The organism is Thiocapsa roseopersicina (genome assembly GCF_900106925.1).
Taxonomy (GTDB): Bacteria; Pseudomonadota; Gammaproteobacteria; order Chromatiales; family Chromatiaceae; genus Thiocapsa; species Thiocapsa roseopersicina.
Genome location: NZ_FNNZ01000017.1, coordinates 79,763 through 93,871 on the forward strand (window position 1 = coordinate 79,763; position 14,109 = coordinate 93,871).

The following is a 14,109-nucleotide window of genomic DNA, read 5'->3' on the forward strand; positions in this document are numbered from 1 at the left end:
CGTACCGTGATCGCCCAGCATGCGCTTGTTCTGAACCTGCATCAGCCCGCCGGCAATCTCGAGGAGCTCCTCGACAACGAGAGCTGGGAGGCGAAGGAGATCCTCTTCGCCCTGGATCGCATCCCGCGCAGTCTTTGGGGTCACGAAGACCTGGCGCGCGTCCATGTCTCCCTGTCCGGCACCCTGCTCGAGACCCTGTCCAATCCAGAGTTCCAGAAGCGCGTCTATGGCACCGTGGATTGCGGATCGCTGCTGTGGCACTTCCAGAACGAAAAACTCTTCGAGGTCTTGGGTACGGGTTACTACCACCCGGTGTTGCCCCTCATCCCCGAGGCCGACCGCGAGGAGCAGCTGCGCCGCTGGCTTGGCATCGCACATCACCTGCTCTGGCGTCCGCGCTTCCAAGGCTTCTGGCCGCCCGAGATGGGATTCTCGATGGAGCTGATCCCGCTGCTGCGCGCATTCGGCTATCGCTATGTCATGGTCGACAGCGAGCACGTGGAGCCGATTTCCCCGATGAGCTGGCAGGAGCTGCGCTATCGGCCGCATATCGCGCGTTTCGGCGGCGAGGCGATCACGGTGATCGTGCGCGATCGCGATCTCTCCGATGCCCAAGAGTCCGGGATGGAGCTGGACTGGTTCCTCGGCGAGGTCGCCGAGCGGACCAAGTGGTGCGACTTCACACCGCTGGTGACCACCTGCACCGACGGCGAGAACGGCGGCTGGTTCAGGAACGTGACCGAAGGGGCCAACTTCTGGAGCGCCTTCTATCTGCCGTTGCTCGAGCGCGTCGCTGCCGGCGAGGCGGCAATCGCGCCCACCTTCATCAGCCGCTATCTGGACACCTACGGCGCCCACGGCGAGGTCCGGGTGCGCACCGGCGCCTGGAACACCGGCTGGCACCACGGACGCGACTTCACCCAATGGACCGGCTCGGATCGGCAGAAACAGGCGATCGACGCCTTCGCCAAGGCGAGCCGGACGGTGCATGACGCGCGTTGGTTCGCCACCGAGCGGGGCGTCTCCGAAGGCCCCGAGGCCGAGGCGATCGAGGAGGCGATGTGGCGACTGCTGCGCGCCGAGACCAGTTGTCATCTCTACTGGGGCGAGGCATGGGTGCCGCGTGCCGAGGCCGATCTCGAGGCCAGTCGGGCGGCGCTTGCGCGTATCGGGATCCGCGCGGAGCCGGCGGACGCGGATTCACCCGCGCCCGAGTCAGCCTCCGAGCCCGAATCGGTCGAAACGGACGTACGCGCCGAGGCTGCCGTGAACGCCGCGCCGACCCCGGCTCCCGATGGGTCGGCCGTCTCCGAGGCACCTGCACCGAAAGCATCTTGAACCTCTCCGGCAACCCCGGAGCCACATTTTTCTAAGGAGTCCAGAGTGAAACCGCTACCCGAGTACGTCGATGACCTTCCGAATATCTGCGGCCATGAATCGGAGGTCGAGGCCGTCGTTGCCGAAGGGCGCACGCGTACTCTGTTCGCCGATCGCGGCGGAATCGACTTCGGCTCCATCCGCTCGGCGACCGCCATCGCCCTGCATCAGCATCAGCCCCTGATCCCGGCCGGCGGCGGGGAACTGCGCAGCGCCGCCTTGATCAGCAACCTCCAGTACATGATGGAGAACCAGCACATCGGGGACAATTACAACGCCCCGGCCTTCGTCTGGTGCTACAAGCGGATGGGCGAGTTCATCCCGCAGTTGATCGGCGAGGGCAAGTCGCCGCGCTGCATGCTCGAATACTCGGGCACCCTGCTCCACGGTCTGCGCAAGATGGGCGAGCATTATGTGATCGATGCGCTCAAGGGCATGACCTGCAACCCCGACTACAACTGGGCCGTGGAGTGGCTCGGTATGCCCTGGGGCCACGCGGTCGCGCCCTCCACGCCGGTGCAGGATTTTCGTCTGCATGTGAAGGCATTCCAGCACCACTTCGCCGCCATCTTCGGCTGGGAGGCGCTGGAGCGGGTGCGCGGATTCTCCCCGTCCGAGATGGCCCTGCCCAATCATCCCGACGTCGCCTACGCCTTCGTCAAGACGCTGGTGGACTGCGGCTTCCAATGGGTTCTGGTGCAGGAGCACACGGTTCAGCAGGTCGACACCGGGCGTCACCCGGAGCGCCCGCACATCCCGCATCGACTGGTCGTCACCAACTCGCACGGCGAGACAGCGAGCATCATCGCCATCGTCAAGACACAGGGCTCGGACACCAAGCTGGTCGCCCAGATGCAGCCCTGGTACGAGGCGCAAGGGTTGCAGCGCGTCGCGCTCGCCGGCAAGTCGATCCCTCCGCTGGTCACTCAGATCGCCGACGGCGAGAACGGCGGCGTCATGATGAACGAGTTCCCGGGCAAGTTCATGGAGGTGGTCGGGGCATCGAGCCACACCGACACACCCATGATGAACGGGAGTGAATACCTGGAGCATCTCTTCGCGCTCGGGATCAAGGAGTCCGATCTCCCCGAGGTCCAACCCCTGTTTCACGATCGCATCTGGGCACGCATACAGCCGGGCGACGGCCCGGAGAAGCTGGAAAAGGCGATTGCGGAGCTCAAGCAGGAAGACGGCCGATTCCACATGGAAGGCGGCAGTTGGACGTCCGACCTCTCCTGGGTGAAGGGCTACGACGATGTGCTGGGTCCGATGGAGGAGGCGAGCGCCAACTTCAACCAAAAGGTGCTGATCCCCGGCGTCGCCACCAGCGACCCGCGTTATCGCAACGCGCTCTTCCACCTGATGGCATCCCAAACCAGCTGTTATCGCTACTGGGGACAGGGTCTGTGGACCGACTACGGGCGCGAGATCTGCAGACGGGTCAATGCGATCCTCGAGCAGGATTTCGGCTGACAACACTTTGGGAAACAATCTTGCAATGAACGCATTACCGAACGCAGAGGATCTCTCGGGCAGTTTCGACCTGCCGGGTGAAGAGCGCTACATCGCATTTCTTGCACGGGTCACGCAACAGGGCCAGGTCTGGACCTTGAAGGGAGATGATGGTTTTATCGCCTTCTCAGACGATGAAGGGCGGGAGTGTTTTCCCTTCTGGCCCGACGCGGCATGTGCCACGGCGCTGGCGACGCATGATTGGGCCGATTGTCGCGCCGAGCCGCTGGCGCTCGACGTCTTCATGACCCGCTGGTTGACCGGCATGGCGAAGGACGGCCGGATGGTCGCCGTCTTTCCCGCACCGGATGGCTCGGGTGTGGTCATCGCGCCCGAGACCCTGTTGGACGATCTCCGGGAGGAGGGCGAGCAGGGCGATTGAAGGGACTGCTTTGAAGGGAATGATCCGAGGCCCGTCACTCGCGGGCCGGACGGATGCTTGCGAGCTCGTCGAGGTCACTCGTTTTGGTCACGAAGGGATGAACGCCGTGAACGATATCTTTCAGGTCTCGGTGATCTCGCAGACGATCCGGTCGTCGGCAACGCCTTCGCTGCGGAGCAATTCCGTCAGCCGATTGATGGGCGCTTCCGGACCGGCCAGATAGAAACGCAGTCCGCGTGGATCCGGGTGATCGGCGCGGATGACCGCAAAGACATCTTCCGCCCGGCCGCTCATCAGGGGGGTTAGCTGGAAGTTGTCCAGCGCGTCCGTGAGCGCGCGGCCCCAACGTCCCTGATAGTGCCCCTCCGAATATTGCGTATCCCAGTAGAGGTGGAAGGACTCGATCACATCGATCGAGACGGCGTGCTCGATCAGGCTCTTCACAGGCGCGATGCCGTCGCCGAAGGCGATGAAGACCGCGGGCTCCGGCGCGTCCTCGGTCAGGACGAACCCCCCGTAGGGCCCCTCGACCGTGATCAGATGGCCGGGGCGCAGTGGTTTGAGGACCGCGTCGGAGAAGGCATCGGCGCCCCGTCTGACATAAAACCAGAGGTTTCGGGCGTTGCAGGGACAGCTCGCGATCGGTAGCTCGCGACTCGCGCCGTCTTCGAGCGTGAGTCGCACGCGCTGGCCCGACATGAACCGCAACGTCTGAGTCCGCGGGGTCTGGACGTTGATCGAGACGAGATCCTCGGAGATGTGCTCGAGCTTGCGTAGACTAGCCCGAATCTCCTGATGCGGTAGATCCGTCACCGTGAGCGCCTCCGCCGCCTCGATGACGACGTCGGTCACGGCCGTATGCGAGCAGGTCAAAAGATAACCCATCGCCTTTTCGCGCTCGCTCAGGACATAGTCGTGCTCGCGGATTCGCCGCGTCTCGCCGCTGATCAGTCGCGCCTTACAGGCCCCGCAGTTGCCGCTCGCGCAACCGTAGTTGAGGTTGATTCCGGCGCGCACGGAGGCGTCGAGAATCGACTCGTTGCCCTCGACAAAGTAGTCGTGACCGCTTGGGATGAGCTTGACGTTGGCTGCCATGATGCGAAGAAACGTGTCTTTGGCGAAGAGTTGTGCGCGCTCGTCGTTCAAGGTGTCCGTGTCCAGCGCCGCGCGTGCCGACCGGAGCCAATCGCGTAATTCGCGAGCCCGGGTCCGAGCCGTTTCCGTGGATGCGTCCGCAATCGAATCCAGCCGCTCGCCGACCTGATTCAAAAGGCCCTCGGCAGCACTCAAGGCCGACATACGCTCGACCAGCGTCTTGCTCATCGCCCGCAGGCGTGCGACCAGGACCTGCGGGCTGGGCAGCGCCGCGTCGTGACCGTCGGTCTTGGGAAGCGCATCGCTCTTGATGCGCTCGACCCGCTCAAGCGCCGCGTCGTCCGCGAGACTCACCGCCGGAAAGGCGCGCAGGAGATCGCTGACGGCGACCGAGCCCTCGAAGGTGGCGATCTCGCCGCGTCTGATGCGCCGCTGCAGCTCGGCGCGGGTGACGCCGGCGAGGCGTGCGGCGCGGGACAGGCTCAGGTAGTCCATGGACGCGAGGTCTCCGATGTGGCCGGCGGGTCGGGTTGTCGTACGCAAGGTGTTTGCTCGGGTAGAACGCGCAAAACCTCCGCGTCACCCCGATATCATTTGCTCCCGAGTATCCGCGCCTCACGGTGCGACTTCAATCCATCGGACCAACCCGCCTTTCGAAGGAGAGATGACGTGGACGACAACACCAAGATCCAGATCGAAGCCGCGGCATTCCGTGGTTTGGTCGAGCACCTGCAACGCCGTACCGACGTGCAGAACATCGACCTCATGAACCTGGCCGGCTTCTGCCGAAACTGCCTGTCGAAGTGGTACATGAGCGCCGCTGCCGAGCGCGGTGTCGAGATGTCCTACGACCAAGCACGCGAGGCGATTTACGGCATGCCCTACGCGGACTGGAAGACCCGCTATCAGCAGGATGCGACCGCAGAGCAGTCGCGTCTGTTCGAGGATACTCAGCCGTTGCACGCCTTCGTCAGCGGCCACGGCGGAAAGACTTAGGCGCTCGGGATCGGCCGCGATCGACGGCGATTCGGAAGGAGGCGGTCGAACAGGTGCAAGGCACATCGGAAGTCGATGAAGCCTCCGCGCCCGGACGTCCGCGCTCCGTTCGGTCTTCGATGGGCCGGCATGCCGGGTTTTAGAGGTCGCCCGTAGCGCCCGCGGTCATAATCTCCTCGATGGTGTCGCGCACCTTCACGGCGTTCTCCATCAGGTTCGGCGGCAGGTCGGCCATCTCGATGACCTTGTTGAGGTCGAGCGTCGTCAGCCATGCTTTGCCGTCCTGATCCTCGATCAGGGTGATTCGACAGGGCAGATAGGCGGAGAAGTCGATGTTTTCCTTGATCATCTCGTTGGCGATCCGGGCATCGCAGAACTGGAAGATCTCGATGCGTTTAGCCTCCACACCCATCGACTCCAGCTCCTTGTAGAGCGGCAGGTGAGCGACGAGTTTGAAGTTCAGCGTGTTGGCCCGAAGTTTCATGGATTCGACGGCGTCATCCATCGAGACGCCCTCGGCCAACGGCATCTTGAGCACGGTATCGGCGATAGTCATGCTTTGGGCATGCGTCTGAGTGGCAAGGAAGGTCAAGGGCAGCAGGGCGATGAGCAGGGACAGCAGGATCTTTCTCATTGTCGTCTCTCTCCAGTTGGGTTTTTGTATTTATGGGTTTAGTCGAATCGGTAGTGCTTCTCGACCGGCTCGACGACCTCCCAGGTGCATTCCATGCCGGCGGGGAAGGTGATGAGGTCGCCGCGGCTGAATGACTGGGGCGCGCCGCCGGTCGGGGTGACATGAAAGCGCCCGCGCACCACATAGCAGGTCTCGGCACGATCGTAACGCCAGGGAAAGGTCGAGGGCTCTTTTTTCCAGATCGCCCAGTCCTCGACGCCGAGAACGTCCAGCTTGGCGGGGGAGGGCTTATGCTCGCAGTAAATCTGAAGGTCGGTCATCCATCGGCTCCGGGGTCGGCCGCCGTGATCGGCGGGTCTGGCTTTGATGGCTCGGCATTCTGGAGCTAATCCGTTGGATTTTCCACCCGAGAGGGCAAACTTCGGGACTCCTTCGAGCCGCGGCGGCCCGCGGGAGAGATCCATCGGTACGCCTGAAAACCTTTGCGTCCTCTGCGCGTTTGCGGTTTGATTCCGTTATGAATGAGACTGAATCCCCCTGCGAGCGAGAGCCGAGCGCAGCCCTGCTTGCCGAGCTGATGCTGCGCTCGGGCCTGCGGCTTGCGGTCGCGGAGTCCTGCACCGGCGGCTGGCTGGCGAAGGTCGTTACGGATCTCGCCGGGAGCAGTGCTTGGCTCGATCGTGGTTTCGTCACCTACAGCAACGCGGCCAAGCAAGAGATGCTCGGCGTGCGTGCCGAGACGCTTGCCGCGCAGGGCGCCGTAAGCGAGGCGGTGGTTGCGGAGATGGCGATGGGCGCCTTGAGTCGCAGCCAAGCCCAAGTTGCCGTCGCCATCAGCGGTGTGGCCGGACCCGGCGGGGGAAGCCCCGAAAAACCCGTCGGGACCGTCTGTCTGGCCTGGGCTTGGCCCGAGGGGCGGGTCGAGAGCCGGCGTTTCCACTTCGACGGCGATCGCGATGCCGTGCGGCGTTCCTCGGTACAGGCGGCGATCGACGGCTTGGTCGAGCGGCTCGGCGACCTTGTCTGAACGCTGGTTCTTTGCCCTTTGGCCCGATGAGGCGGTCCGCGACGCGGTGGCTGCCCGCATCCCCGCGCTCCTGCCCGTCGGCGCACGTGCAACCCACCCGAGCGACCTTCATCTGACGCTTGCTTTCCTCGGCCCGCTCGCATCCGATGTGCTCGGTTGTGCGGAGCGTGCCGCGGATCGGATCCGGGCCGCGGCATTCGACCTGGAGATCGATCGGGTCGGTCATTTCGCGCGGGCGCGCGTGCTGTGGTGCGCGCCCGCATCGCCGCCCGATGCATTGCCGGCGCTCGTCGCGGATCTTCAGGAGCAGCTCTCGACCTGCGGTCTCGCCGCCGATCCGCGTCCGTATCGGCCGCATATCACACTCGCACGCAAGGCCGCGGCGGCGCCGGTGTCCGAGTGGCCGACGCCGATTCGTTGGTCGGTCCGCGAGCTTGTGCTGGCCGCCGGATACGGCGGTCCCGGTCCGCGTTATCGGGTACGTCGCCGCTGGACGTTGATCTAAACCGCGTCCGGAGCGAGATGCTCGTTTTCGAGTGAGCTCGACGCTTGGTGCATCCATGATTCGCCGTGTTCCCGCGCGTGCGACCTGCGCGATTTGAATCGCTTGCGCACCCGGACCCTTGGCATGCCTGTGACGTTTTCCGATTCGCTATGCGATAATCCGCAACTTGCCGTGTGGGACGACGGGTGTTTTGCGGACACCCGGGCGCTCGCCGGTCGCGTCGGAGCCGAACGTTGCAGAGCAAGCCCCCCTTACGAACGATCAAGCCGATCAGGTTCAACGGAGACCCAATGGACGACAACCGCAAGAAGGCACTGGCCGCCGCGCTGACCCAGATCGAAAAACAGTTCGGCAAGGGCTCGGTGATGCGCATGGGCGACACCGGCGTCATTCGCGAGGTGGAGGCCATCTCGACCGGCTCGCTCGGTCTGGATCTCGCGCTCGGGATCGGCGGCGTGCCGAAGGGCCGCGTGGTGGAGATCTACGGACCCGAATCCTCCGGCAAGACGACCCTGACACTGCACATCATCGCCGAGGCGCAAAAGGCCGGCGGCACGGCGGCCTTCGTGGATGCCGAGCATGCCCTGGACCCGGGATATGCCGAGAAGCTCGGCGTAAACATGAACGATTTGCTGGTCTCCCAGCCCGACACCGGCGAGCAGGCGCTCGAGATCACCGACATGCTGGTGCGCTCCGGCGCGGTCGATGTCGTGGTCGTCGACTCGGTCGCAGCACTGACCCCGAAGGCCGAGATCGAGGGCGAGATGGGCGACTCCCACGTCGGTCTGCAGGCACGCCTCATGTCCCAGGCCCTGCGCAAGCTCACCGGCAATATCAAGCGCTCCAACTGTCTGGTCATCTTCATCAATCAGATCCGCATGAAGATTGGTGTCATGTTCGGCTCGCCCGAGACCACGACCGGCGGCAATGCGCTCAAGTTCTACGCCTCGGTCCGGCTCGATATCCGGCGCATCGGCAGCATCAAGAAGGGCGACGAGGTCATCGGCAACGAGACCAAGGTCAAGGTCGTCAAGAACAAGGTGGCGCCGCCCTTCAGGCAAGCCGAGTTCGACATCCTCTACGGCCAAGGCATCTCGCGCGAAGGCGAGATCATCAGCCTGGGCGTGAACGAGGGCTTCATCGAGAAGTCCGGCGCCTGGTACAGCTACGAGGGCAATCGCATCGGTCAGGGCAAGGACAACGCGCGGGTCTTCCTGTGCGAGAACCCCGAGATCGCCAAGGCGATCGAGGCGAAGATTCGCGAGAAGCTTCTGCCCAAGATCGGCGATCCCCTGCCCGGCACCGCTGCCGCACCGCTCGCCGATGACCCGATCGCCGAAGCTCCGGCGGAGATCTAGGCCGAAGCCCCTCGTCGAGCGATGGAAGAACCCGACCCCGCGGCGCAGATCGCCGATCGAGCCCGTCGGCTGCTGGCCACGCGCGAGCACTCGCGCGCTGAGCTTCGGCGCAAGCTCCGCTCGCGCGGCTTCGACGACGCAGGGATCGCGCAGGCGCTTGACCGGTTGGTCGCCGAAGGCGCGCTCGATGAAGGTCGTATGGTCGAGCAGTATGTTGCCGAGCGCGCCGCCAAAGGGTTCGGTCCCCTGCGAATCCGCTCCGAGTTGTATGAAAAGGGCCTACCCGATACCCTCGTCGACCCTCATCTCGATGCCATGCGGGATGATTGGGTCGCTTATATGGCAGAGATCTACGATCGCCGTTTCGGCAGCGAGCCGCCGCCAGACCGTGCCGAGTACGCCCGGCGCGGTCGTTTCCTCGAGCAACGTGGATTTCCCCCCGAGATGATCCGCCGCTTCCTGCGCTGGCCCGATTGACCGGCCGGCGTCCGCAGTCCAACCGAGCATACCCATGACCACCAGCACCAGTATCCGCACCAGCGCAGAGCTTCGAGCGAGTTTTCTCGACTATTTCGCGCAACGCGATCACGAACCCGTGCCGTCCAGCCCCCTGGTGCCGGGCAACGATCCGACCCTGCTCTTCACCAATGCCGGGATGGTGCAGTTCAAGGAGGTCTTTCTCGGGCGCGAACGTCGCGCCTACAACCGCGCGGTCAGCTCGCAGCGTTGCGTGCGTGCCGGCGGCAAGCACAACGATCTGGAAAACGTCGGCTACACCGCTCGGCATCACACCTTCTTCGAGATGCTCGGCAACTTCAGTTTCGGGGACTATTTCAAGCGCGAGGCGATCGAGTACGCCTGGGACTATCTGACCCGCGTCCTGGCCCTGCCGCCCGAGCGGCTCTGGATCACGGTCTACACCGAAGACGACGAGGCCGCCGACATCTGGCTGAAGGAGATCGGCGCGGACGACTCGCGCTTCTCGCGCTGCGGGGCGAAGGACAACTTCTGGTCGATGGGCGAAACCGGACCCTGCGGCCCCTGTTCCGAAATCTTCTACGACCACGGCCCCGAGATCCCCGGCGGCCCGCCCGGCTCGCCGGAGGAGGACGGCGACCGTTACGTGGAGATCTGGAACCTGGTCTTCATGCAATACAATCGCGACGCCGAGGGTAATCTGACCCCGCTACCGCGCCCCTCGGTCGACACCGGGATGGGTCTGGAGCGCCTCGCCGCCGTTATGCAGGGCGTGCACAGCAACTACGAGATCGATCTGTTCGTGCGTCTCATCGAAGCGGCCGCACGCTTCACCGGCTGCGCGGACCGCGAGAACAAATCTCTGCGTGTCATCGCCGACCACATCCGCTCGGCCGCCTTTCTGATCACCGACGGGGTGACGCCCGGCAACGAGGGCAGGGGCTATGTCCTGCGCCGCATCATGCGTCGGGCCATCCGACACGGCTACCAGCTCGGCTGCACCACGCCATTTTTCCATCGATTGGTATCTCCGCTGGTCGCCGAGATGGGAGCGGCCTACCCCGAGCTGGTCGCTGCTCGCGAGCATGTGGAGCGTATCATCCTGCTCGAAGAAGAGCGCTTCGCCGAGACCCTCGAGCACGGCATGCGCCTGCTCGACGAGGCCATCGCGGGTCTGAGCGACGCGCGGATCCCCGGCGAGACCGTCTTCAAGCTCTACGATACCTACGGTTTCCCGACCGACCTGACCGCCGATATCGCCCGCGAGCGAGGCCTGACCCTGGACATGGACGGCTTCGAGCAGGCGATGGCGCAGCAACGCGAGCGTGCACGCGCCGCCAGCCAGTTCGGCGGCGCGGCCGCTCTCGAGATCGATGTCCAAGGCGAGACCGAGTTTTGCGGCTACGAGCGGCTGCAGGAGGAGGCGACGGTAGTCGCCATCTACTCCGCCGACGGCTCTCGCGATCAGCTCGCTGCAGGCGAGGAAGGTCTGGTCGTCCTGGATCTCACGCCCTTCTATGCGGAGTCCGGCGGCCAGGTCGGGGATCGCGGTTGGCTCGTCGGCGAGGGCGGCCGGTTCGATGTACTGGACGCACAGAAGAAAGGCGAGGGCGCCGTCTGTCATCTGGGACGTGTCGCCGAGGGCGTCTTGAGCGTCGGCGACCGGGTCGATGCGCGCGTCGACGGCGAGCGTCGGCGCGCCACCGCGCTGAACCATTCCGCGACCCACCTGCTGCACGCGGCCTTGCGCCAAGTGTTGGGCGAGCATGTGCAGCAGAAGGGCTCGCTCGTCGGTCCGGAGCGGCTGCGTTTCGATTTTTCGCACTACGAGGCGGTCTCGCGCGAGCAGCTCCTGGAGATCGAGCGGATGGTCAACCGCGAGGTTCGCGAGAATCATCTCGTCGAGACCCGCATCATGAGCCTCGACGATGCCAAGGCGTCCGGGGCCATGGCGCTCTTCGGCGAGAAATATTCCGAGCAGGTGCGCGTGCTGCGCATGGGTGACTTTTCCACCGAGCTGTGCGGCGGCACCCATGTCAAGGCGGTCGGCGATATCGGTCTAGTCAAGATCATCGGGGAGAACGGCATCGCCTCCGGGGTGCGGCGCATCGAGGCCGTCACGGGTGCGAACGCGCTCGACTGGATCGAGGCCGACGAGGATCGACTCATCCGTTTGGCCGGACTCCTCAAGGGCGGACGCGACGACGTCGATCAGCGGGTCGTTGCGCTGCTCGAGCGCAGCCGTCGGCTCGAAAAAGAGCTCGAGCAGCTCAAGGCCAAGCTCGCAAGCTCCGCCGGTCAGGACCTGGCGTCGCAGGCGGTATTGATCGACGGTATCAAGGTGCTCGCCGCGCGGCTGGAAGGGGCCGACTCCAAGGCCCTGCGCGTCACGCTCGATCAGCTCAAGGACAAGCTCGGCTCGGCGGTCGTCGTCCTCGCGACCGAGGGCGACGGCAAGGTCAGCCTGATTGCCGGCGTGACCAAGGATCTGACCGACCGTCTGAAGGCCGGCGATCTGATCCGCGAGGTCGCGGAGAAGGTCGGCGGCAAGGGCGGGGGACGTCCCGACATGGCGCAGGCCGGCGGCAACGATCCGGCGGGTCTCCCGGCGGCCTTGGCGCTGGTCGACGGATGGGTGCGGCAGCGGATCTAGCCCGTATGTCCGGGTGAGCTGCCGTCAACCCGGCCGATCCCCACTTGCCCGGTGCTACTGGATTTAGCGCGGCGAACCATCGGGACTGTTGAAACAAGCGTTTACTTTGCGTCCTTTGCGCCTCTGCGGTTCATGGGACTGAATACATCGGGAGAGATCGAGACGTGCGTGCCGGGAGAATTCGATGGGGCTGATCGTTCAGAAGTACGGCGGCACATCCGTGGCGAATGCCGAGCGGATCAAGGCGGTGGCCGAGCGCGTCAAGCGCTGGCGTGACGAGGGGCATCGGGTCGTAGTCGTGGTCTCTGCCATGTCAGGGGAGACCGATCGACTGATCGGGCTCGCCAAGCAGATCCAGGAACGCCCGGTCCCGCGGGAGCTCGACGTGCTCCTGTCCACCGGTGAGCAGGTGACGATTGCGCTCTTAAGCATGGCGCTCGACGCCATGGGTTGTGCCGCGCGCTCCTACACGGGGGGGCAGGTGCACATCCTTACCGACAGCGCCCACAACAAGGCGCGCATCCACGACATCGACGCCGCCCGTGTCGGTGCCGATCTCGAAGCCGGACGGGTCGTCGTCATCGCCGGTTTCCAGGGTGTCGATGCCCAAGGCAACATCACCACACTCGGGCGCGGCGGCTCCGATACCTCGGCCGTCGCGATCGCCGCAGCTCTCAAGGCCGACGAATGTCAGATCTATACCGACGTCGACGGCGTCTACACCACCGACCCGCGCGTCGAGCCCAAGGCGCGCAAGCTTGATCGCATCACCTTCGAGGAGATGCTCGAGATGGCGAGTCTCGGCTCAAAGGTGCTGCAGATCCGCTCGGTCGAGTTTGCCGGCAAATACAAGGTGCCCCTGCGCGTGCTCTCCAGCTTCGAAGAGGGCGAGGGCACGCTCATTACGTTCGAGGAAGACATCGTGGAAGACGCCAAGATCTCCGGAATCGCCTTCAGTCGCGACGAGGCCAAGTTGACCGTGCTCGGTGTGCCGGATCAGCCCGGTGTCGCCTACCGGATCCTCGGGCCGATCGCCGACGCCAACATCGAAGTCGACATGATCATCCAGAATATCGCCGCCCAAGAGGCGACGACCGACTTCACCTTCACCGTGCACCGCAATGACTTTCCGCGCGCGATGGAGATCCTGGATCGCACCGCCAAGGAGTTGGGTGCACGGCAAGTGCTCGGCGACAACCGGATCGTGAAGATCTCGCTGGTCGGGGTCGGGATGCGCAGCCACGCGGGGATCGCGAGTCTCATGTTCTCGACACTGGCCAAAGAAGGAATCAACATCCGCATGATCTCGACCTCCGAAATCAAGATCTCGGTCGTGGTCGACGAGAAGTATCTCGAGCTCGGGGTGCGATGCCTGCATGAGGCGTTCGGGCTCGGCGTACACGAATCAACCTAGCCCGTGATCGCAAATTGCGTCGACCGTCGGTCGGCTCGAACCCAACGAGGGCTCTTGGAATCGGGTCTTCAATGACAATTGTCTTTGGCGCGGCGCGCAAAATTTTCTGGTTTTTACGTGCAGGTGCTAATATCCTGCAATGAGACTAGGTTTCTCATGCCCGACTTAGGTCTGGTTGTGCGATCGAGACAATCGATCCGCGGTACGTCTGGTTGACGGTTCGGGTACTATCATTCAATCGGAAAAGGGAACTGAAGGGAGATTAAGCGATGTTGATTCTGACTCGACGGGTTGGTGAAACCCTCATGATCGGAGACGAAGTCACAGTGACTGTCCTCGGTGTCAAAGGAAATCAGGTACGGATCGGGGTCAACGCACCTCGCGACGTCGCAGTGCATCGTGAAGAAATTTACGAGCGTATCAAACGGGAGCAAGCCGAAGGTGGTCCGATCGCCGGAGCGGTTCCGCCAGGCACTCGCCTCGACTGAGTATGTAGCCAAGGACGCGTAGGCAGGATAAACTACGCGTTCGTCGGAGAGATGGCCGAGTGGCTGAAGGCGCTCCCCTGCTAAGGGAGTATAGGCTAATCCCCTATCGAGGGTTCGAATCCCTCTCTCTCCGCCACTAATTATACTTAAATACTTGATCTAAAAAGAAAAATAATAGCAAGACAGTCGAT

General features: G+C 63.9%; 14 protein-coding genes and 1 tRNA gene. 12 read left to right on the plus strand and 3 right to left on the minus strand.

The genetic code is table 11. The features are described from left to right. Positions 1 to 6 precede the first annotated feature (6 nt). The 3 genes from BLV04_RS16900 to BLV04_RS16910 are packed head-to-tail and all read left to right on the plus strand — an operon-like array spanning position 7 to position 3,271. Positions 7 to 1,338 (plus strand): polysaccharide deacetylase family protein, encoded by a 1,332-nt coding sequence (locus tag BLV04_RS16900; RefSeq protein ID WP_093034845.1) that lies wholly within the window; start codon positions 7 to 9, stop codon positions 1,336 to 1,338. A gap of 45 nt (positions 1,339 to 1,383) precedes the next feature. Next, the gene (locus tag BLV04_RS16905) at positions 1,384 to 2,850 is read left to right on the plus strand and encodes a polysaccharide deacetylase family protein (RefSeq protein WP_093034848.1); all 1,467 of its coding nucleotides are present in this window, start codon (positions 1,384 to 1,386) and stop codon (positions 2,848 to 2,850) included. A 25-nt stretch (positions 2,851 to 2,875) separates the two neighbouring features. Beyond that, complete coding sequence (locus tag BLV04_RS16910; RefSeq protein ID WP_093034851.1) at positions 2,876 to 3,271, plus strand: DUF2750 domain-containing protein; 396 nt, start codon at positions 2,876 to 2,878, stop codon at positions 3,269 to 3,271. A 120-nt stretch (positions 3,272 to 3,391) separates the two neighbouring features. Here the strand turns inward: BLV04_RS16910 and BLV04_RS16915 are convergent, their stop codons facing one another. Next, positions 3,392 to 4,861: a 2Fe-2S iron-sulfur cluster-binding protein gene (locus BLV04_RS16915; protein WP_093034854.1), complete on the minus strand. Its 1,470-nt coding sequence runs from the start codon at positions 4,859 to 4,861 to the stop codon at positions 3,392 to 3,394. A gap of 174 nt (positions 4,862 to 5,035) precedes the next feature. Between BLV04_RS16915 and BLV04_RS16920 the strand changes: the two genes are divergently transcribed. Then, positions 5,036 to 5,362, plus strand: a complete 327-nt coding sequence (locus tag BLV04_RS16920) for a DUF1244 domain-containing protein (RefSeq protein ID WP_093034857.1) — start codon at positions 5,036 to 5,038, stop codon at positions 5,360 to 5,362. A 139-nt stretch (positions 5,363 to 5,501) separates the two neighbouring features. Here BLV04_RS16920 and BLV04_RS16925 read toward each other — a convergent pair whose 3' ends face one another. Continuing rightward, the gene (locus tag BLV04_RS16925) at positions 5,502 to 5,996 is read right to left on the minus strand and encodes a DUF302 domain-containing protein (protein ID WP_093034860.1); all 495 of its coding nucleotides are present in this window, start codon (positions 5,994 to 5,996) and stop codon (positions 5,502 to 5,504) included. Between the two features lie 38 nt (positions 5,997 to 6,034). Continuing rightward, the gene (locus BLV04_RS16930) at positions 6,035 to 6,316 is read right to left on the minus strand and encodes a cupin domain-containing protein (protein WP_093034863.1); all 282 of its coding nucleotides are present in this window, start codon (positions 6,314 to 6,316) and stop codon (positions 6,035 to 6,037) included. Positions 6,317 to 6,513: 197 nt separating this feature from the next. Here BLV04_RS16930 and BLV04_RS16935 point away from each other — a divergent pair, with 197 nt between their 5' ends. The 8 genes from BLV04_RS16935 (at position 6,514) to BLV04_RS16970 (ending at position 14,054) form a co-directional block, all read left to right on the plus strand. Continuing rightward, a complete protein-coding gene (locus tag BLV04_RS16935) occupies positions 6,514 to 7,023 on the plus strand; it encodes a CinA family protein (RefSeq protein ID WP_093034866.1) in 510 nt (169 codons plus the stop codon). Beyond that, the gene (thpR, locus tag BLV04_RS16940; RefSeq protein WP_175534670.1) at positions 7,016 to 7,528 is read left to right on the plus strand and encodes an RNA 2',3'-cyclic phosphodiesterase; all 513 of its coding nucleotides are present in this window, start codon (positions 7,016 to 7,018) and stop codon (positions 7,526 to 7,528) included. Before BLV04_RS16935 ends, thpR begins: the two co-directional genes overlap by 8 nt. 290 nt (positions 7,529 to 7,818) lie before the next feature. Further along, entirely contained in the window at positions 7,819 to 8,886 is a 1,068-nt protein-coding gene (gene recA / locus BLV04_RS16945) for a recombinase RecA (protein WP_093034873.1), read from the plus strand. 21 nt (positions 8,887 to 8,907) lie between these two features. Beyond that, the gene (locus tag BLV04_RS16950) at positions 8,908 to 9,363 is read left to right on the plus strand and encodes a regulatory protein RecX (protein ID WP_093034876.1); all 456 of its coding nucleotides are present in this window, start codon (positions 8,908 to 8,910) and stop codon (positions 9,361 to 9,363) included. Between the two features lie 52 nt (positions 9,364 to 9,415). Beyond that, positions 9,416 to 12,016: an alanine--tRNA ligase gene (gene alaS, locus BLV04_RS16955; protein WP_093034942.1), complete on the plus strand. Its 2,601-nt coding sequence runs from the start codon at positions 9,416 to 9,418 to the stop codon at positions 12,014 to 12,016. A 184-nt stretch (positions 12,017 to 12,200) separates the two neighbouring features. Further along, entirely contained in the window at positions 12,201 to 13,430 is a 1,230-nt protein-coding gene (locus tag BLV04_RS16960) for an aspartate kinase (RefSeq protein ID WP_093034879.1), read from the plus strand. Between the two features lie 269 nt (positions 13,431 to 13,699). Continuing rightward, a complete protein-coding gene (gene csrA, locus BLV04_RS16965; RefSeq protein ID WP_007192647.1) occupies positions 13,700 to 13,918 on the plus strand; it encodes a carbon storage regulator CsrA in 219 nt (72 codons plus the stop codon). Positions 13,919 to 13,963: 45 nt separating this feature from the next. Beyond that, positions 13,964 to 14,054 (plus strand) — tRNA-Ser (locus BLV04_RS16970). Positions 14,055 to 14,109 lie beyond the last annotated feature (55 nt).

Excerpts from the sequence above, each read along its gene's own strand:
- BLV04_RS16910 (WP_093034851.1), top strand. The coding sequence starts at position 2,876 with ATGAACGCATTACCGAACGCAGAGGATCTCTCGGGCAGTTTCGACCTG.
- BLV04_RS16915 (WP_093034854.1), bottom strand. The coding sequence starts at position 4,861 with ATGGACTACCTGAGCCTGTCCCGCGCCGCACGCCTCGCCGGCGTCACC.
- BLV04_RS16925 (WP_093034860.1), bottom strand. The coding sequence starts at position 5,996 with ATGAGAAAGATCCTGCTGTCCCTGCTCATCGCCCTGCTGCCCTTGACC.
- BLV04_RS16930 (WP_093034863.1), bottom strand. The coding sequence starts at position 6,316 with ATGACCGACCTTCAGATTTACTGCGAGCATAAGCCCTCCCCCGCCAAG.
- BLV04_RS16935 (WP_093034866.1), top strand. The coding sequence starts at position 6,514 with ATGAATGAGACTGAATCCCCCTGCGAGCGAGAGCCGAGCGCAGCCCTG.
- recA (WP_093034873.1), top strand. The coding sequence starts at position 7,819 with ATGGACGACAACCGCAAGAAGGCACTGGCCGCCGCGCTGACCCAGATC.
- BLV04_RS16950 (WP_093034876.1), top strand. The coding sequence starts at position 8,908 with ATGGAAGAACCCGACCCCGCGGCGCAGATCGCCGATCGAGCCCGTCGG.
- BLV04_RS16960 (WP_093034879.1), top strand. The coding sequence starts at position 12,201 with ATGGGGCTGATCGTTCAGAAGTACGGCGGCACATCCGTGGCGAATGCC.
- csrA (WP_007192647.1), top strand. The coding sequence starts at position 13,700 with ATGTTGATTCTGACTCGACGGGTTGGTGAAACCCTCATGATCGGAGAC.